The sequence below is a fragment of the Aeoliella sp. genome (genome assembly GCF_965227375.1).
Taxonomy (GTDB): domain Bacteria; phylum Planctomycetota; class Planctomycetia; order Pirellulales; family Lacipirellulaceae; genus Aeoliella.
On record NZ_CBDDFX010000002.1, the window covers coordinates 48,753 to 68,691 of the forward strand.

Here is a 19,939-nt window from a genome sequence, read left to right on the forward strand (position 1 = left end):
CAACACGCCAGCCTCACTTACAGGATACCGGCCATGCCGGGCATCGACAATGAGGTGCGGCTTGGGCATGCATGTATTGCCCGGGAATATGGCCAGCGAGAAAGAGAGCTCGCCGATCGCTAGCGTACCGCAGTTTGAGGTCTATTCGCTCGCGACTTCCAACCCCTGCAGCAGATTCACCAGTCGATCGCGCTGCTGCTCGATAGCCTGAAGCTGTTGCGAGATCTTCGCCACCAGCCGCTGCGATTCGGCCACGTATTCGCCTGCGTCCAACTCGGATGGGCCCGAATCAACACGAATCGCCAGCTCGGCAAACACCTCGTCGACCGCGGTCGTCAAGTGCAGGTGATGCTCAGCAATGGAGGTCGAATTGGAAGTGGTGGTAGACATGGTTGCGGAGGGCTGGTGCGAGGGGGAAGGTGCTAGCCGGGGTTGCACGCCTATTCAGTGGCGGCGGGTTCTGCCCCTTCTTTGGCCATCATGTACGACTTCAAGCTGGACAGCAGCAGGCGGGCCCGTTCGGCGACGTGGCCGCGACGGCGGTCGCGTTCGCGCTTCGGGCGAATCTTCACGTTGGCCACCGTTTGCACATACTCGCCGGAAGCCATTCCTGCCGCGTTGGTTTTCGCTTCACGCTCCTGGTCGAACTTGATCTCGATGACGTACGTCATGGACTGCGAGCCACCACGTTTCAGAGTGGCCACTTCGTTCACTTCCAGCCGCACCTCGTCCTCGGTCACACGCAAGATGCGTGCCTCGCGGTCGGAGATGAACCCACGCAACTTCTCGATGGCCAATTCGATTGGCACATTGGTCGAGAGTGTTGTGTCGACCAGAGAATTGCCCGTCCATGGCTTGAAACTGAACCAGCTTCTCTTGATTTCTTCTTCAGGCATACCGTTCCCCAATTGAACTACCTGGTTACGCCCCTGGTCCTTGGCTTGCAGCAGCGCGCGGTCCGACCGACGCAGCATCGATTCGGGAGTATCGCCCGCTTGCAATTCGGTAACTCCGAAGCTGGCGGTTACCGTGTGGTTGGCAAGTTGCTCGTGGGCTGTTTCGGAGAGCTTCTTTCGCATCGCTTCGGCTCGCGAAACGGCCGTGGCGTTGTCGCAGTCGGCACATAGGATGGCGAACTCCTCGCCGCCGTAGCGAGCGACCAGGTCGCCCGATCGGCACATCGACTTTAGCAGCGACGCGAACGTTACGATCGCCTCGTCGCCCGCCTGATGCCCATACGTGTCGTTAATGTGTTTGAAGTGATCGATGTCCGACATGATCAGGCTGCAGGTCAGCTCGGTTTCCTGGTGAGCTTCGACGAACAACGCCAGCATGCGATCAAACTCAGCCCGATTGGCCACTTGGGTCAGCGGGTCCTTCGTCATCTGGGTGTGCAGCGCCTGGCAGCGTTCTTCCAGCGAGGTCTCGCTCGAAGCGTCGTGCAACAATAGGGTAGCACCGCAGCAGTTGCCTTGGTCGTCGTGCACCGGCACCACGTGCAGGTCGATCGTTACGTGACGGCCGCTACGGCCCAGCACGCCGACCCGTTCCAGTAACTGGGTGCCATGGTTCAGGCTGCGGGCGATGGGGCATTCGGTGTCGGGAATCAGGCCGCCGCGGGCGTTGGATAGTTGCAGCAGGCTGGGTTCGAACTTTCTGCCGCAGGCCGCTGCGCCGGCGATGCCGGTTAGTCGTTCAGCGCCGGTGTTCCACATGAAAATCTGACGTTGCAAGTTGATAAACACAACGCCGTCGTGCATGTTGTTCACCAGCACGGTCTCGAACAGCGAGTTGGTGGTCCGCTGACGTCGTTCTCCTGGCCGTGAGGTGCAGGTCGTACCGCCGGGGGGATTCCATTCCATCGACAGGTCGGTCAGCCAGCGGCTCGCCACCTGATCGGTCAATACGCGTTGATCGCGAGTAACCAGTTCGCCAAACTCACGAACCAATTGCGGGTCGAACTGCTTGCCGGAGTACTCGAACAGTTCGGCCACTGCACGTTCGCGCGATCGGGCGCGGCGATAGACGTGGTCGGTGGTCATCGAGTCGAATGCATCGGCGATGGCCAGCATCCGCGCGGTGACCGGAATCTCGTTCTGCGAGAGCGGCAACTCGTCGTTGGTGCCGTCGTACCAGGCGGTGGCCGTGAGCACGGTGTCGAGCACCAGTTGCGGCGCGCCAGCGGCCGAGAGCATCTCTACGGCCACATGCCGGCTCGACGCCATGGCGGCCGCTTCTTCCGGTTGCAATCGGCCCGGCTTCATCAGGATGGCGTCGGGCACGCCGATCTTGCCGATGTCGTGTAGCAGCGCGGCCACTTCCAGGGCGTCGCGCTCCTCTTCGGACAATTTGGCTGCTGCCGACCAGCCGCTGCATACCAAGGCGACTCGCAAGCAGTGGCTGGCGGTGGCCGGGTGTTTGGCCCTGAGCGCCGTGAACAGTCCCGCGGCCGAGCCGAGTCGGGCCTTTACCAGTTGCTTCTGGAACTTTTTGCCATTCGGGTCTTCAGGCAGTTGCATCAGGCCATCTTCGGCCGCTGCCTCTTTGAGCCGCTGCAATTCGTCGGACACACGATTGGTGGTGGTCGGCGCAACTGGCGCCGCCGATGAGGTGTCGGGTGTGAACGGATCAAGTGGTGTGGGTTCGGTCATCGGTGACGTTTCGCGGCAAGAACTGGTTGGGCTGCCCCTCGTTGCGTGGAAATCTGCCGATAATCTGGCCACACGAGGCCTGCGCGCACGGCATTTCCAAGCAACCGTAGGTCACTACCAGGGCCAAAGCAACGAATCGTCCCAAGTATTTAGCGCTGGTTTGCGGCATCACGCAGCGGGGTTATACGGGGCCGATTTCTTGCGGTAGCTTCCGCGGCCGGTAAGGTTTACCTGGCCGGTACCATCGCGCCAGAAGGAACTTGTCGGCGGACTGCTGAATGCATGGTAGCGGTTGTGTCGAAGTGCATTGATGCAGGTCGCCCAACGCGGAGCGATCGCACCACTGCGCCCGCCGGTCTTCCTGGTGCGGCAGCAATTTTGCCCCTTTGCCAGTCTTACTCGGAGCGGGATGCTCCGCGCTGGCGCGGTGGCGGCATTTCCCCTGGTATGCCTTCCCCCCACAAACTGATCTTCAAGGACCCGAGCTTATGAGCGGTGCCCGACAAGGACGTCGTCGTCGCATTTTGCAAGAAGAAGTGTTGAGTGCCTCGCGTGAACTGGCCGCCCACTCTCCGGCCGACGAGCAGCCTACCGGCGGCGAAGGTCGTCGCTATGCACTGCCCGAAGGCAGTGTCGGCGGCGCGCTGGCCAAGCGGCATTTCCCCAGCCAGTTGCTGGTGCCGGTGGCCACGGTGGTTGGCAGCATCGCTACGGTTGCTGGTTTGGGTGCGCTGCACATCTACCGCCAGTCCATCAGCGGCGCATGCGGTCCCGCGTCGCTGGCGGTGGTCGATGCAAGCAGTCCCACGTCGCTCGCCACTTGGGTGGCCTCGGCCACCATGCTGGCCGTGGCGTTCCTGTCGGTTGCCATCTTCGCCGTCCGCCGCCGCCGAGTGGACGACTACAAGGGGCGTCACCGTCTGTGGCGCGCCTCGGCCGTGTTGTCCGTGCTGCTGAGCATCGATGCAGTGACCGGCTTGCACGCGGTAGTGGCTGCGAAGCTCGCCAGCGCTACCGGCATTCAGTTGCTCACGGGCGAAGCCGAGTGGTGGCTGGTGCTTGGCGGGTTGGCCATGGCTTGGGTGGGCGTGCGCGTGCTGCTCGACACCAAGGAAAGCAAGCTCGCGATGTCGCTGCTCGTGGCCGGCGCCGTGGCAGGGGGCGTTGCGGTGTTGGCTCCGCTGGCCGGGATTGGCGGTGCCGCTGCGCCGCTGGTCGGCAAGCTCGCCCAGGTGGGGTGCTATCTGTTGACCGCCGCTTCGCTGGTGTCCTACATGCGATTCCTGCGGCACGACGTGGCGGCCGGTGTCGCGACCAAGCCGCAGAAGTCGCGCCCCGAAGTGAAGATCGCCAAGGAAACGACCACTGCGTCCAAGAAGGACTCGGAGTCCGACTCCCAGCAGCCTGAGGATAAGCAGTCGAATCGCCAGCGACGCGCCGAACGCAAGAAGCAGGCCGCCGAGCCGGTGGCCGAGACCAAGGCGCAGTGGACCGACGGCAGCGACGGGTACAGCGAGGACTACGACGACGATCGGCCCAACCGCAAGCTCAGCAAGTCGGAACGCAAGCGACTGCGGCAGCAAAAGGCCAATCGCCGGGCGGCCTAGCGTTGGGTCACCTGGTGCGGGCCATCTTCGTATGCTGCTCGCAATCGAGTAAACTGCGGACTGTTTGAATCCCCCTCCGCAGCTACCCACCAGGCCCATGTCCGTTCGCACCCGTTTTGCCCCCAGTCCCACTGGCTACCTTCACATCGGCGGTGTTCGCACCGCGCTGTTCAACTGGCTGCTGTCCCGCGGCGCCGGCGGCCAGTTCCTGCTCCGCATCGACGACACCGACCAGCAGCGCAACGTCGAGGCGGCGCTCGAGCCCATCCTGCACGGCTTCCGCTGGCTGGGGCTCGACTGGGACGAAGGCCCAGGCGTCGATGGCCCTTACGCACCGTACTTCCAGTCGCAGCGGGGCGATCGCTACCAGGCGGCCGTCGACCAACTGCTCGCCACCGGCGCAGCCTATCGCGACTACGCCACGACCGACGAACTGACCGCCGAGCGGGAAGCTGCGCAAGCGGCTGGCGAGCAGTTTCGCTACAGCCGTAAGTGGATGGCCGAAACGCCCGAGCAGGCCGCCGCATTCGAGGCCGAAGGTCGCCAAGGCGTGGTGCGGCTGAAGATGCCCACCGAGGGAACGCTCGAACTGAACGACATGGTGCGCGGCACGGTGAAGTTCGACTGGGCCCGCGAGCAGGACCACGTGGTGCAGCGGGCCGACGGTTCATGCTTGTACCATTTGGCTACGGTGGTGGACGACAACGACTTCAAGATCACGCACGTGGTCCGCGCCGAAGAGCACTTGTCGAACACGCCCCGGCAAGTGTTCATCGCCCAGGCGTTGGGTTACCAGCTGCCGGAGTTCGCCCACGTGCCGTTCGTGGCCGAGCCGGGTAGCAAGAACAAACTCAGCAAGCGGAAGCTCGAGAAGTACCTGAAGAACCGCGACTTCGCCGCGCTCAACAACAAGGGCCAGCAGATTGCCGAGCGTCTGGGCCTCGAGACGGCTGCCGAAACATTCAATCCGGTGATCGTCGACTTCTACGAGGAGGTCGGCTTTCTGCCCGATGTGATCCTCAATTACCTGGTGCTGCTTGGTTGGTCGCTCGACGACTCCACCGAGGAGTTCACCCGTGAGGAGATGATCCGGCACTTCTCGCTCGAGCGAGTGAACAAAGCCCCGGCGAGCTTCGACGCGCAGAAACTCATGGCGTTCCAGCAACGGGCGATGAACGCGCTGCCCATCAAGCAGAAGGTCGCCCGCTGTGTCGACTTCCTCAAGCGCGCCGGCCTGGTGTCCGATCCACCGCCATGCGAAGTGGCGGACTACGTCAAGCAGATCGTCGAGGCCGCCGGCGATCGGATCACTGTGTTCGGCGACATCCTGGATTTCGACGACTTCTTCACCGCCGACGACCAGCTGGTGTACGACGAGAAAGCGTTCGAGAAGCGTCTCGTGAAGCCGGACGATGCCGGGGAGCTGCTCGCCGCGTTCCGCGAGAAGCTGGCCGCAGCGGAAGAGTTCGACGCCGAGTCGCTCGACAAACTGTTGCACGACTTCGTCGAGCAGCGCGAAATCAAGATCGGCCAGATCATCCATGCGGTGCGTGTCGCCGCGACAGGCAAGGCGGTGGGCTTCGGCATGTTCGAGACCTTGGCAATCCTCGGCAAGGAACGTTCCCTCGCCCGGATCGATCGGGCGCTCGACCAACTAGCCGCGGCCAAATAGCAATAATTGCTCGCCGCCGACGAATAGTGGTCATGGCATTCCGATCGCGTGGTAGGGTGGTCGATGGGTTTCATACAGTGGGCCCCGGGTAACGGTTCATGCAAAATCATCAAGCGTGCCACTGTTGCGGCATGATCCACCGCCTGCCGGCCGTCACCGCGGGCATGCAGCCGGTCTGCACTCGCTGTGGTTCGCGGTTCGTAACCCACGCTTCGCGCCAGAAGTCGGCCAGTCGCACCGCTGCCGCGGCGCTGGCGGCGTTCATCCTGTTTTGGCCGGCGGTGCTGCTGCCCGTGCTCGAAATCGAGCAACTGGGGCACACGCACCAGTCCAGCATCCTGGGCGGTATCTTCGACCTCTTGGCGCACGGCAGTTGGTTCGTCGGCATCATCGTGTTGGTGTTCTCCATCGTGTTCCCGCTCGCCAAGATCATCCTGCTGCTGGAACTCAGCTTGCTCGAACTCTTAGGGCGCGAACAGAAAGCCTGGACGCTGCGAATGATGGAACACCTGGGCAAATGGAGCATGATGGACGTGCTGCTGTTGGCCTTCCTGGTGATGATGGTCAAGTTGGGCGACATGGTCGAATTCCACCTTGGCCCCGCCGTGCTCGCGTTCGTGTTGTGCGTGGCGATGAGCATGGTAGCTTCGCTGTCGTTCGATCCGCACGCCATTTGGGAAGAGGAATAGACACCCGTTTCGTTGCACTTACCAACAACTCGTTTAACCTGTTTCTGGCCATGACCACCGACACTCCACCTACCGAGCAACCGACTGGCGACTTCCCTACTGCACGCCTTGAACCGCGGCGGGTGATCGGCAGTTCGAAAATGTGGTGGGCCACCGCCGCCGCACTGGTCGTGGCTGCTTTTCTGGTATGGCGTTCGATGGAATCGAGCGGGCCGACGATCACCATCCGCTTTCCCGAAGGGCATGGGCTGGCGGTGGGCGACTTTGTGCGGCATCGCGGCATCGAGGTCGGCCATGTCGACCGCATTGAACTTGCCGACGACCTGTCGAACATCGACGTCGAAGTCACCCTGCTCACCGGCGCCGAAGGTTTGGCTCGCGAAGGGACGCGGTTCTGGATCGTCCGCCCGCAGATCAGCTTGACCAAAGTGCGCGGACTCGACACGGCCATCGGCGCTAAATACATCGCGGTGAGTCCCGCCGACTCCGGCGCCAAAGAGCAACTGGAGTTCGAAGGTCTCGCCGCCCCGCCAGCTGGCGATGGCTACCGCGACGGCATGGAAGTCGTGCTTCGCGGCGACAGCAGCTACGGACTCACGGTCGACGCGCCGGTTTCCTGGCGCGGTGTTGACGTGGGCCAGGTGCTGAGTGTCGACCTGGCAAGCGACACGCGCTACGTCGATGTGCGGGTGCGGATTGACTCGGCCTACAAGAATCTCGTGCGGGCCAACTCGAAGTTCTGGGCGACCAGCGGGCTGGGCATCGACGCCGGGTTCACTGGGTTCTCGCTGAAAGCCGAATCGCTCACCACCATCGCCCGCGGCGGTGTGTCGTTCATCACACCCGCCGACGATGAGGAAGCCACGCCCGTCCGCCCGGGGCACGTCTTTACGTTGCACGCCGAAGAGGATGGCGACTGGACCGAAGATGCCTCGACCGTGAGCCTGGTCGACTTCCCGTTGCCGCCCACGGTCGTGCTGCGATCGACCTGGAAGCAAAAGTACCTGGGCTTCACCCGCACCTACGACGACGACGCGAGCGCGGTAGTCGTGGCGACCGACAAGGGCCAGCGGCTCTTCGCGCCTAGTGGTCCGACGCAAGTGCCCGACGACGCGTTGGACGACTCGTGGCATCTCGACGTGTTCGCCGCCGGCAGCGATGGTCCGCTTGCCGAGTTGGGTGGCAAGCCGAAGGTAAACCCGCTGCCGTGCGACTTGGCCGAGATCCGCCTGCAACACAACGTTCCGCGCAATCAGACCATTGCGGCCGATCGGCTTCGCACGCCAGCCGAGCCGGAAGACTGTTGTCTGGTCCGCTCGGTGGCTGGCGATGCGGGGGAGAGTTCGGTGATTCATTCGCTCTCGCGCGTGGCGCTCAGCGAGTCGGGCGACTGCTGGCAGGTCGATCCCGAAGGGGCGGACCTCGACGACTGGCACGGCGCGGCCGTGGTCGCCACTTCCGACGGGGCGTTGATCGGCCTGTTGGTGGTTACCCCGTCGGGGCCCGCGATCGCTACGTTGCGTTTGGCCGAATAGCCGCTGGCTGCGTGGGGAGCTTTGTTTTTCAGGGGCGAGAGCCATCGGGCAGGTTGTGCTAAAATAGAGGATTACCACTCGACTGCCCCCTGCGCGTCCATGTCCACTACCGCGAAAGTCCTCGCCACGCTCATTACCCTCGCCGCTTTGGTGGCCGTGGGCGTCTCGTCCTACTTGGTGTGGGATTCGGTGAGCGGCGCGGAAGTCGCCAGTTGCGGCGCCGAAGGGTTCGACTGCCAGGACGTGCTGGCCAGTTCCTGGTCGCGGTGGCTCGGCGTGCCGGTTGCTCTGTTGGGTGGGGTGGTGTACGCGGCAATTGCCGCGGTGGTCTGGCCCGCTGCCCTTTCGCCGCGCGGGATGGCAATGAACGCACTGCTCGCACTCTCGCTGATGGCCATTGGCGCTGCGGTGTGGTTTGTGGGCCTGCAACTGTTTCAGATCCAGTCGCTTTGTCTGTTCTGCTTGACGGTCCACGCCTGTGGCCTGGCCATCACTTGCATGACCGCGGGGCTGTACGTCGGCACGCGCGACGGGCAGGTCGAGGTGGTCGCCAGCGCGAGCAGCATTCCGGGCATCGTCGCCACGCGCGACGCAAGCAGTTCGCCATTGCACGCGGCGGCCAGTCTGATCGTCGGCGCGCTGGGAGTCGCTGTGCTGGCGATTGGACAGATCGTGCTGCCCACGGATACGTCGAAGGCGATGCAGGAAGTCGAGTTGAATGTCGTGGGTCGTGCGGAGCAACCGGACACCGAAGCCGCCGATGAAGCGCCCGACTTCATGCAGAACGCTCCCACGGAAGAAGATGCAGCTCCCAGTACCCCCGCGGGTCCGCCCCATCGGCTGCTGAGCTTTGCCGCGTTGCCGAGCCCGGTGGACATCGACGTGGAACCCGTGCTCGGCCGCGCGGACGCGACCTACGTGATCGTGGAAATGATGGACTACGCCTGTTCGCATTGCCGGCAACTGCAACCTCGGCTCAAGGCGGCGCGCGAGCGGTACGGCGATCAGTTTGCCGTGATCATTCGGCCGGTGCCGCTCGCCGACGGCTGCAACAACCATCTTCCCGAAGGTCGCCGCGGCCGCAAACACGCGTGCGACTATTCGCAGCTCGCCATGGCGGTGTGGGAGCTGGAACCGAAGAAGTTTGCAGAGTTTCACGATTGGTTGCTCGAAGGTCGCAACCCGCCTACCATCGCCCAGGCCCGCAAACGAGCCTTGAACTTGGTGGGCGATCGAGTGATCCTCGACAAAAAGCTCAAATCGCAAATCACCGAGCGGCTCCGTCAGCACAGCGATGAGTGGCACCCACTGAATAGCGGATTGCCCCTGCTGCTGTTCTCCGACTCCGCCATCACCGGCGGCGGTAAGAGCAACGAGGAACTTTTCCGCACGCTGGAAAGTAAACTCGGCATGCAGCCACCCGCTCCAACTGAATAACGAATCCAAAGGGACAACAACGTGGCAACCGATCAGGACGATCGAACGCAACCGGCTCGTTATGTGGTGGGCATCGACCTGGGCACCACCAACTCGGCGATGGCTTATGTCGACACCGAGTCGAAGCCTTGGCGCGTCGAGGTGCTGAGTGTGCCGCAACTGGTCGCGCCGTTTCAGGTGGAGCCACGCGATACGCTTCCCTCGTTTCACTACGAGGCTACCCCGGCCGAAGCCGAAGCCGGCGCGCTGAAGCTGCCGTGGTCCGACGGCAAACCTCGCACGGCGGTGGGAACATTCGCCCGCGACGAAGGTTCCGCGAAGCCCGGGCGGTTGATTGCTTCGGCCAAGAGCTGGCTGTGCCATGCGGGCGTCGATCGCACCGCGGACCTGCTGCCCTGGCAGGGCGACGACGACGTGCAACGGCTCTCGCCGGTCGATGTGACCGCCAGCTACCTCGCCCACCTGCGCGACGCCTGGCAGCAGGCGTTCCCCAAGTTTCCGCTCGCCGAGCAGGACCTGGTGATCACGCTGCCCGCGTCGTTCGACGAGGTAGCTCGCGAACTGACGATTGCCGCTGCCAAGGCGGCCGAGTTGCCGCGGGTGATGCTGATCGAAGAACCGCAGGCGGCCTTCTATGCGTGGGTCGATCGTCATAGCGACTCCTGGCGCGAGCAGGTCTCGCCGGGACAGAAGATCCTGGTGTGCGACATCGGCGGCGGCACCTCCGACTTCACGCTAATTCGTGTCCGCGCTAGCGACCGCGAAGGCGACGTGGAGTTCCATCGCGTGGCGGTCGGCGAGCACTTGATACTCGGCGGCGACAATCTCGATCTCGCGCTGGCGCGGTTCGTCGAGCAGAAGCTCGCTGGCGATGGCAAGCTGCCGCCCGAGCAGTGGGACGTGCTGGTCCGCACCGCCCGCCGCGCGAAGGAAACGCTGTTGGGCGACTCGCCGCCCGAGGTGTTCACGCTCAATCTTCCCTCCCGAGGTTCCAAGCTCATCGGCGGCGCCCAGCAAGTGGAGCTCACTCGCGACGAGGCCGTGCAGGTTCTGGTGGATGGTTTCTTGCCGCGGTCCGCACTCAGCGACCGACCGACGCGGCGGCAGTCGGGCTTTCAGGACTTTGGTTTGCCGTACGCCGCCGACGCCGGCATCACGCGCTACCTAGCCGCGTTCCTCGAAACGCACCGTACGACGGGCGACGACGCATCTGGCAGCGGCGAGATCGATCACGATCCCGCGCGGCCCGACATCGTGCTGTTCAACGGTGGCTTCTTTGCTTCACCGACGCTTCGCGATCGGTTGCTCGAAGTGCTTTCCTCCTGGTTCGACAGGGACGATGCGAACTGGTCGCCGCTGGTGCTCGACCACGCCCGACTCGATCTGGCCGTGGCTCGCGGCGCGGCCTACTACGGTATGGTCCGCCGCGGCGAGGGCGTCGGCATCACCGCCACGCTCGCTCGCAGTTACTACGTCGGCGTCGGCGGCGAGCGACCCATGGCCGTGTGCCTTGCGCCGGGCAGCGCTGCCGCCGGGCAGGACTTCGAGATTCCCAACGCGTTGCAACTCACACTCGCCGAGCCGGTGGAGTTTCCGCTGTACGTTTCCAGCACCCGACTGACCGACGCGCCGGGCGAGGTGATCGAAGTCGATCCGGGCGAACTCACGCCGCTGCCGCCGATTCGCACGGTGCTCGACGCTGGCCGCAAACGCGACTCGACGACCGTCGACGCGCGACTGCACGCGCACTTGTCGGAGATTGGCTCGTTGGAGCTTTCCTGCCGCGACGCCGATTCCAGTCGCAGTTGGCGGTTGCAGTTCGACATCCGTTCCACCACGCAGACCGACGTCGCCGCGCATGAGTCGGCCGCCGAGAGCGAGGGCATTATCGACGACGAGGTCATCGAGCAGTGCAGGGCGGCGATTGCGCGAGTGTTCGACAAACCGGGGGACCTCAAACCTTCGAAATTGGTGAATGAACTGACGCAAGCCACCGGCCAGGCTCGCCACGAGTGGCCCACGTCGCTGCTGCGGCGGATGTGGGAGATGCTCATGGAGCACGAACCGGGCCGCCGCCAGTCGCCGCAGCACGAAGCGCGGTGGCTGAACCTATCCGGATACGCTTTGCGGCCCGGGTACGGCTTCGCGGTCGACGACTGGCGCGTCGCCGAAACCTGGCGCACCGTGCGCAACCGCCTGGCACATCCTGCGTCGCAAGCCGAGTCGCTCATCCTCTGGCGACGCGTTGCTGGCGGGTTGTCGAGCGGGCAGCAACTCACCATCGCCGAACCGCTGCTCGCCGCGACACGCGGGTTGTATCGACGCTTCACCGGCGGCAAGTCTTCCAGCACCGCCGCGGCCATCGACCCCGCCCAGTCGGCCGAAGTCTGGCGGCTGCTGGGATCGCTCGAACTGTTGCCGGTGCCCGTCAAGACGGAACTCGGCAACGCGATCGTCGAACTCCTGCCCAAACGCAAACTCGAACCGGTCCGCAGCGCGATGCTCTGGACACTCGGCCGCCTGGGCCAGCGCGTACCCGTGTATGGACCACTCAACACACTCGTGCCTGCGAGCCGCGCATCGAAGTGGGTCGACGCAGTGCTCGGCGTTGAGGCCGACGAACCGATCTTGCCACTCGTCGCGATGCAACTCGCCCGCGTTACCGGCGACCGCCACCGCGATCTGGAGGTCTCCAAACGCGAGCAGGTCATCGCCTGGCTCGAAAGCCAAGGTGCGGCCGCGCATCTCATCGAACTCGTCCGCACCGGCGGCACCCTCGATGCCGAGGAACGCAGCCAGGTGTTCGGCGAATCGCTCCCCACCGGGCTGCGACTCCGCTGAACTCTGCCCCCGCCGTAGCTGCGTCGCCAGACGGGGGAGTTTTGTCCCCAAACTCGATCCGTTGGACCAAAACCCCAATCGTTTTGGTCCCGGTCAGGTTCGCAAACCCCTTGTTTTCTCGATCAAACCATTCGGGGGGTGCGACAAAACCCATCGCGTTGTTCCCCGCATGTTTCAGTTGGCCCAAAACCCGTTTGTGGCCGTTTGCTCCGCCGAACGTCTGCATTCCCTCCCCCGGGCGATTTGGCGGGGGAAAGTTCCCCGACCAATCACCTTCCTCCCGCCAAATCGTTTGGGGGAGGGTTAGGGTGGGGGCCTGAATCACCGCCGGCAACACCCGCGGTTAGCGGCAGCGCATCCACCGTCTGGTGACGGTAGCTACAGTTCGCTTGGGCTGAACCTCTACCTCGCCGCAGACCCATTAGATCACACCACCACGGCCATTCAACAGCGACTTTTTTACAGCCAGCGTTTTTGCAGAATCGGTTGCTGGAAGACAAACGCCAACCTATGTCGATGGACTATCTGAGCGGCCAGGTAGATCGACCAAGCGCACCACTTCTAGGCAACGTAGAACCACATGCTTGCTATCGGCCGAGACTACGACACATTCGAGAATCTCCGACTCGTCGAATTGCGGAACAGGTTCCTCGACGGTGATGCGTTGTCGAATGCTTACTGCTTCTAGGCAACCCTTCTTGTTGTGCCGCACATGCACGTGCTGGCCGACGTCCGGCGGTTTGCAATGTTGGCTTACTCGCATGTGCATACAACGTGTGAACGATAGTCTGCCACCGTCGCACCGGGGACAAGCAATCTCTGATACGACTGGTGGATGGCGCGACCATGTCGAATGTAGTCTGCCAGCATCAATCCACTTCGCACGCTCAAGCGTCTTACGGCACCGAGGGCAATTAGGGCAATCGAGGCGATAGGGTACACGCTTTGGATTCACCAATCGGCGACAGTTGCCGCAAGTAAACAGCATGCGCTCACCATCGCCAATCCGGATGCCCTTCACGGAGTACTCGCACGAATCGCATATGGCTTCGATTTGGTATGCCATGGCTACAACCACCTCAACCAGCCCACTCAAGCCTCATCGTGATACCGAAGCGAATCGATCGACGTGCGGTCGATGTCTTCGGCCATCTCTTCGGCATCGTAATCCTCCGTCTCATAGTCCTCGTCGTCGTAGTCTTCTTCATCGAACTTGTCGTAGTCCAAGTCGTAAGCGGCCGCGTGGTCTTCCGGCCAGACGTCCCATTCCCACAGGGCCAGCAGGCTGCTGGCGATGGCCAGTCCTTGCAGTGCCCTGCGCATCGAGAACTGGCCTGCGAACACCGATACCAGCCATATGAGGGCGACCAGCGCGAAGAACGTGAACGTGATCCACCGCGCCCACGAGTGCTTGAGCCACAGTCCAATGCCGATTGGCAGGAACAGCGGGACGAAATACCGTGTGTACCACGAGTGCCCACCAGCGACGATGAAGATGATCGCGGCGATCACGAAACAACCCGCCAGCAATGCAATGCCCCCGCGCGGCGGTCGCCAGTCGAACCAACTGTTCATAGGAATGTCGTAAGGTAGTTAAGTCCGAGGTAAATCGCCACGACCGCGCCCTGCCGTACCCACACGTTGGAATCTTCCATCAGCCCAGCAACCATCCAGACTGCACACAGCAGGAAGACGACTTGGAAGGTTGCCCCGAACAGAATATCTACGGATCGTTCCAGCCACAACCAGGGAAACTGCACCTCGGCACCAGCCGCACGTTTGGCCTCGCGGATCGAGTACAACTCCGTTCCACCATACGCGCCGCCGATCACGGCAACGATCCAGGTCGTCGGGTTGCGAAGGATCTTGGAATGAAGGAAGTCTCGGAAGTCTGACATTGGTGCGAACCGGCACAGGTAGTTGGTGTTTTCGGGTGTTCATTCTAGCAGCAACCTGCAGTTGCGTGAGGTCCAGCTGAGGTAGATCTAGGATCCGTCGAGGTGGTGTATTCGCATGCAGGCCTGCTATACTTAAAACGTTAGCCGCTACTGCACGCGGCGACGCCTTCTCTTTCAGCGTGACGTGCAGCTTCACTGCGCCCATGAACCAGCTCGTCTACCACATCGTCAGCGGCCAAGCCTTCTTCACTGGAGTCGCGCTGTTGGTGTTCGCCGCGTGGGCATCGACGCAGTCGCGGCCGATTTACAGGCGGGTGGTGGTGCTGGCGTTTCTCGTGGGTGCGATCGCGGTGGTCATCTCGTCGACTGCTATCCCGTACTGGTACTATGCGATGGCGGTTGCGGTATCGATCGCGTGGACGGTGTCGCGGTTCAAGCCTGCATGGCGCGGTTGGGCGGCGAAGGCGATGGCCGTTGTGTGGATTGTCGCGGCGCTCGTTGAGTTGCCGTATCACTTCACGCCCCATTTAGCCGCGGCGCCGGTGCGGAGCCTCACCGTGATTGGCGACTCGGTGACCGCCGGCGTGGGCGGCAACGAAACGGCCGAAACCTGGCCCGCGATCCTCGCTCGCGAGCATCAGTTGCAGGTGCAAGACATCTCGCACGTTGGCGAAACCGCTGCCTCGGCGCTCAAGCGCGCGGAGGCTGAAGAGATTACGTCGCCGGTCGTGTTCGTGGAGATCGGCGGCAACGACATCCTCGGTTCGACCAGCGCCGAGCAATTTGCCCGCGACCTCGACGCGTTGCTGGCGCATCTTTCGCAAAACGATCGGCAAGTCATCTTGTTCGAACTGCCACTGCCACCGTTCTACCACGAGTACGGCCGCGCACAACGCGAAATGGCCGCCAAGCACAACGTGCTGCTGGTCCCCAAGCGAGTTTTCTTGTCGGTTCTCGCTGGCGAACAGTCCACCTTGGACACGATTCATCTTTCGCAGTCAGGCCATCAAACGATGGCCGATTGTGTTTGGCGCTTGGTAAGAAACGCCTACGAGTAACGAAGTTCAGGCCAATGCGTATAAAACCGAAGTGGCATATACTGAATTTGCAGCACGAGCCGGGCGCAGCCTTCATCTTTGTTGTTTAGGGAAGCAGTCTGAAGTGACGCCAATCTTCCTCATCCTCACGGCAAATGCAATGATCGCATCGGTTTGCATGTTGTGCGAGCTGCCTCTAGCTGAAAAGGCGATAAAGGTCCTTCGAGGTTTCGGCGTTACGCCTCCCGCGGCACCTCGCGGTGGTCTCGAGTCGGTTCGCTTCTGGCGCGACGTGAAGATGCAGGCCAAGATGAGTGGTGACGCGGAGCTAAGCTCAGTGTTGAAGTCAAAGCGACTGTGTGAAAGGTATTTCGTGCTAAGCTGGTTGGCCTTGATTGTGCTCCCTGTCGCCATTGGATTGACGAAAGTGCTCTACCACACGGTTGTCAGCATGGACGTCTGACGCAATGACCAACGACCGGACAGGCAAGAATGTTGCGAGGCCCCCGAGTGCCACCTCCGTGGCCTATCCCGCCGCATAACCGCCTACTTCGGCTTCACGGCCGGCTGCTCCGCAACTGCTTCGGTCCACGCCTTTGGGCGCACCACAGCTTTGGCCAGGCCGGTCATTTCCATCGCTCGGATGGTCAGCCAGGTGATGTCGAATTCCCACCACTTGTGGCCGTGCGATGCGGCGCGTTGGTCGGCGTGGTGGTTGTTGTGCCAACCTTCGCCGTTGCTCAACAGGCCGACGATCACGTTGTTCTGGCTGTTCTCGCGGGTCTCGTAGTTCTGGTAGCCCCACAGGTGCGTGACCGAGTTCACGCTCCACGTGATGTGCCAGGTGACAACCGTTCGCAGCAGCACGCCCCACACCACCAGGCTCAGCCCAAACTGCACGCCGGCCATCGCGGTGCCACCGCTGTACCACCCAATGCCCAAACCGGCCAGGAAGTACAGCAAGGCGTGCGTGGCGTACACCACGGTCCAGAAGCCGTTGCGTTCCAGCCGCATGTAAAACGGATCCTTGAGGATGTCGCGTACGAAGCGTTCGTAGTAGTTAATGTTGCGAAAGTCGCGGTTCACGACCATCAGCCAGCCACAGTGACCCCACAGGAAGTCGACCAACGGGCTATGTGGATCGGGCTGCGTGTCGGAGTGCTTGTGGTGAATGCGGTGCATCGCCACCCAACAGGCCGGCGTATCTTGCAGCGTGCACACGCCCAACAGCGCGAGCCCATGCTCCAGCCACTTGGGCACCACGAAGCCTTGATGCGTGAGCAGTCGATGGTAGCAAAGGTTGATCCCCAGCGTACCAAACACGTACTGACCCAGAATGCAAAGCACCACGCCAGTCCAACTGAAGAACCACGGCAGCAAAGCCAGGCAGGCCAGCAGGTGGATCGCGGGGATGCTGATCGCGTACCGCCAGCGAATCCGCATCGGGTTGGTGGTCGCTTCGGGCCAGGAGAGCGGGTCATGAAACCGCGAGTCGTCGTCGGCCACCGCCAACTCTTCGGCGACGGCGTCGCTGGGGGGCTCGGTAAGCTGCTCTTCGGGGAGGGTGTCCGTCGCCATGGGGTGCTCGTTCCGGGTGCTTGGAGGCGCGTCGTGGCAAAGCAAACCAGTGTAGGTACGCGCCATGGGCGAAGCTAGAGCCCAGACGGGCGAAGCTTCCCATGGAAATGCCGCGAACCGGCGGGGGAGCAACCTGTTTTGGAGGCGCAAAAAGCGTCCTCCGGTTCGCGTATCCGAAGCCGCGTGTCTTGTAAAAAGGCCTTGATTTTGTGGCTAGACCGGGCGTCTGCTGGTAGGGTGAAAAGGATATAGGAGCCGCTCGTCTCCTTCTTCCCCGCAGGGTGATTCCCGCTTCGCCAATAGTTCGACCTCCACGCATGTTCACCCGATTATCCGCGTCTTTTTCTTGCTTCTTCGCCATTGCGACCGCTTGTTTGGCTGCGGTTCCGGCTGCTGCCCAGTCGATCCCTGCTTTCCCGGGAGCCGACGGAGCAGCGGCCTACGCTTCAGGCGGGCGGGCCAATCAGAACGGGCAGATCGTCTATCACGTGACCACCACGACCGTCTCGTTCGACGAATCGAGTACTAACTCTCTTCCAGGCACGCTTCGTTACGGATTGAACAACTCCAATTTCCCGGCCGGTGTGCCGCGGACGATTGTGTTCGACGTGGGCGGCTTGTTCTACCTTGGCCGCCTGCCCGAGTCGGGGTGGGACCCCAACGGCAACGGTTGGGACACGCAGTCGCGGCTCACCATCGGCGGCACCAACGTCACGCTAGCCGGGCAAACCGCACCGGGTGCGGGAGTGATCTTCATGGGCGGTGGGCTCAAGCCGCAGGGCACCAACAACATCACGCGCAACATCACCATCGCCAGTGGCTACGGCATGCGGAACTGGTGGGACCCCGACGATCCGATGCCCAGCGAGCCCGATCCCCAGCCGAGTAGCCAAGGTCCCGGGTACTTTCCCGACTCTACGGTGTACGACGGGATGGACATCTCGGGATCGAACCTGATGATCGATCACGTGAGCGTGCTCTACACCACCGACGAAGCGGTGTCGATGAACGAGAACGCCAGCGACATCACCGTGCAGTACGCCAACATCTCGCAGGGACAGAACTACCCGCAGTGGGACGCCGAAGGGGCAGGGCGGTGGACCGGCCACGCGTTAGGCTCGCTATTGGGCGCCGGCAATGAAGACTATCAGGCCGCGGTCACGTTCCATCACAACCTCTACGCGCACCAGAAGGGGCGCGTACCCCAACTGCAGCGGGGCGAGGACGGCGCGTTTTACGATTTTCGCAACAACGTGTTCTACAACTGGCTCGGCACCGCCGGCGGGCGGGGCGGCAACACTTACCTGAATCTCGAAGGCAACTTTTACCTCGCGGGCCATGGCGGCGACGATCCCATCGGCGGGCACAACACGGGAGTCCAAAACGTGAACGGTGGCACCTCCGTCATGAGTGGCAGCAGCCGCGTTTATCGCCAGGGCAATCTGCTCGACACCAATCGCGACGACGACGCCGACGATGGGCAAAACGTCTCGGGCGGAGCGAGTGGTCCGCTGTGGATGAACGGCGTCGACACCTACGCGGGCGTCACCGAGAACGCCCGCGTGGCGTACGACCGCGTGCTCGACCACGTGGGCGCGAACTGGTGGACCCGCGACGACGTGATCGACACGCCCGACGAGCGAATCATCCACGAGACTCGCACCGGCACCGGCAAGATCTTGGCCTGGGCCGACAACCCTTGGGACAACGATCCCAACGAAGGCGCCGAATGGCGGGCGCTCAAGAACACGCCGACCGAGTACCGCGACGGCAGTTGGGACACCGAGCCCGCCACCAACGCCGCCTACGGCGTCGGCGATGGGATGCCGACCTACTGGGAGCTGCAGCACGGGCTCGACCCCAACGCGCGCGACGATGCCGGCGACTTCGACAACGACGGCTACACCAATCTGGAGGAATACCTCAACGAGATCGCCGCCTGGCCCGCGCCGAATGCCATCGTCTTTAACAACGCCAACAGCGACGGCCGTTACGAGCACATCCTGAACTGGGACGCCAACCCCGAGGCCGGTTCCGTGCATCCGTGGCAGCCATCGCGATTCGACACCGCGGTGATCGACAACGGCAGCGTCACCATCGACTCGGTCGGTCAGCACGCGGGCAACCTGCTGCTGGCGACCAACAGCGGCGACAACGCGACGCTTACCATCAGCGATGGTTGGATCCGCGTGGAGGACGCCTCGCACGGACTAAGCGACGGCATGACCGTCGTCGGCGACCACCCCGACGCTACCGCCACGCTGAATCTCGCGGGCGGTTTGCTGCGAACCGAGACGCTACTCAAAGGCGCCGGCGGCACGTTCAACTTTTCCGGCGGCATCCTGAGCGCCGACACGGTTGGGTTCGCGCTATCGAACGACGGCGGAACGCTGGCGCCCGGCGAGTCGATTGGCTCGACGGTCGTGCTGGGCGATCTGGAACTCAACTCCGGCGCGCTGGCCATCGAACTCGCCTCGCCGACCGAAGCCGACTTCGTGGGTGTCGCCGGCACACTCACCTTGGGCGGCGATCTGGATATCTCGCTCCTCGATGGCTTCGATCCCGACAGCGGTTCGTGGATCATCGCCACGGCCTCGGCATTTTCTGGTGCCTTTGATTCGGTAACGCCCGGCTTCGCGGTCTCGCAGCAGGGTGGCGACCTGGTGTTGTCGGTCGCCGCAGCTCTGGCGGGGGACTACAACCAGGATGGCATCGTGAACCTGGCCGACTACACCGTGTGGCGCAATAACCTGGGCGCGACCAGCGGTCCCGGGCTCGTGGCCGATCAAACCGGCCCCGGCGGCACCCCCGATGGCGTGGTCGACGCGCTCGACTACCAGTTGTGGAAGGACTACTTCGGACAGTCACTGCAGTCGGCAAGCAGTTCGCAGTCCCAAGTCCCCGAACCGAGTGCTCTGCTGCTGATGCTGGGGCTGCTGTTCGTCATGCGGCGAGCTTGGTAGCTTTACGAAGTGCACTCTCCATTCGAGTTGC

At 62.8% G+C, this 19,939-nt stretch carries 14 protein-coding genes; 9 read left to right on the forward strand and 5 right to left on the reverse strand.

Annotated features, from left to right (window positions below):
- Positions 1–141: 141 nt before the first annotated feature.
- Entirely contained in the window at positions 142–390 is a 249-nt protein-coding gene (locus ACQK2L_RS13270; RefSeq protein WP_425397498.1) for a hypothetical protein, read from the reverse strand.
- A 50-nt stretch (positions 391–440) separates the two neighbouring features.
- Positions 441–2,651 (reverse strand): diguanylate cyclase, encoded by a 2,211-nt coding sequence (locus ACQK2L_RS13275; protein ID WP_425397499.1) that lies wholly within the window; start codon positions 2,649–2,651, stop codon positions 441–443.
- 488 nt (positions 2,652–3,139) lie between these two features.
- Here ACQK2L_RS13275 and ACQK2L_RS13280 point away from each other — a divergent pair, with 488 nt between their 5' ends.
- The 6 genes from ACQK2L_RS13280 to ACQK2L_RS13305 all read left to right on the forward strand — a co-directional run bounded on the left by ACQK2L_RS13280 (position 3,140) and on the right by ACQK2L_RS13305 (position 12,432).
- Positions 3,140–4,258: a hypothetical protein gene (locus tag ACQK2L_RS13280; RefSeq protein ID WP_425397500.1), complete on the forward strand. Its 1,119-nt coding sequence runs from the start codon at positions 3,140–3,142 to the stop codon at positions 4,256–4,258.
- Positions 4,259–4,355: 97 nt separating this feature from the next.
- The gene (gene gltX, locus ACQK2L_RS13285) at positions 4,356–5,930 is read left to right on the forward strand and encodes a glutamate--tRNA ligase (RefSeq protein ID WP_425397501.1); all 1,575 of its coding nucleotides are present in this window, start codon (positions 4,356–4,358) and stop codon (positions 5,928–5,930) included.
- Positions 5,931–6,028: 98 nt separating this feature from the next.
- On the forward strand, positions 6,029–6,619 hold the full coding sequence (locus ACQK2L_RS13290; RefSeq protein ID WP_425397502.1) for a paraquat-inducible protein A: 591 nt from the start codon (positions 6,029–6,031) through the stop codon (positions 6,617–6,619).
- 50 nt (positions 6,620–6,669) lie between these two features.
- Complete coding sequence (locus tag ACQK2L_RS13295) at positions 6,670–8,154, forward strand: MlaD family protein (protein ID WP_425397503.1); 1,485 nt, start codon at positions 6,670–6,672, stop codon at positions 8,152–8,154.
- A gap of 99 nt (positions 8,155–8,253) precedes the next feature.
- Positions 8,254–9,591 carry a vitamin K epoxide reductase family protein gene (locus ACQK2L_RS13300; protein ID WP_425397504.1) on the forward strand — a complete coding sequence of 446 codons (1,338 nt, stop codon included), beginning with the start codon at positions 8,254–8,256 and terminating at the stop codon, positions 9,589–9,591.
- 21 nt (positions 9,592–9,612) lie between these two features.
- Positions 9,613–12,432 carry an Hsp70 family protein gene (locus ACQK2L_RS13305; protein WP_425397505.1) on the forward strand — a complete coding sequence of 940 codons (2,820 nt, stop codon included), beginning with the start codon at positions 9,613–9,615 and terminating at the stop codon, positions 12,430–12,432.
- Between the two features lie 1,092 nt (positions 12,433–13,524).
- On the opposite strand, the gene ACQK2L_RS13310 is transcribed toward ACQK2L_RS13305, so the two are convergent.
- Positions 13,525–14,007, reverse strand: coding sequence for a hypothetical protein (locus ACQK2L_RS13310; RefSeq protein ID WP_425397506.1), 483 nt, complete (start codon positions 14,005–14,007; stop codon positions 13,525–13,527).
- On the reverse strand, positions 14,004–14,330 hold the full coding sequence (locus tag ACQK2L_RS13315) for a hypothetical protein (protein WP_425397507.1): 327 nt from the start codon (positions 14,328–14,330) through the stop codon (positions 14,004–14,006). The genes ACQK2L_RS13310 and ACQK2L_RS13315 overlap by 4 nt, the downstream gene beginning before the upstream one ends.
- A gap of 203 nt (positions 14,331–14,533) precedes the next feature.
- On the opposite strand from ACQK2L_RS13315, the gene ACQK2L_RS13320 reads away from it, so the two are divergent.
- Positions 14,534–15,388, forward strand: coding sequence for an SGNH/GDSL hydrolase family protein (locus tag ACQK2L_RS13320; RefSeq protein ID WP_425397508.1), 855 nt, complete (start codon positions 14,534–14,536; stop codon positions 15,386–15,388).
- A 31-nt stretch (positions 15,389–15,419) separates the two neighbouring features.
- Positions 15,420–15,830: a hypothetical protein gene (locus ACQK2L_RS13325; RefSeq protein ID WP_425397509.1), complete on the forward strand. Its 411-nt coding sequence runs from the start codon at positions 15,420–15,422 to the stop codon at positions 15,828–15,830.
- 83 nt (positions 15,831–15,913) lie between these two features.
- Here the strand turns inward: ACQK2L_RS13325 and ACQK2L_RS13330 are convergent, their stop codons facing one another.
- The gene (locus ACQK2L_RS13330) at positions 15,914–16,945 is read right to left on the reverse strand and encodes an acyl-CoA desaturase (protein WP_425397510.1); all 1,032 of its coding nucleotides are present in this window, start codon (positions 16,943–16,945) and stop codon (positions 15,914–15,916) included.
- Positions 16,946–17,262: 317 nt separating this feature from the next.
- Between ACQK2L_RS13330 and ACQK2L_RS13335 the strand changes: the two genes are divergently transcribed.
- Entirely contained in the window at positions 17,263–19,908 is a 2,646-nt protein-coding gene (locus ACQK2L_RS13335) for a hypothetical protein (protein ID WP_425397511.1), read from the forward strand.
- Positions 19,909–19,939 lie beyond the last annotated feature (31 nt).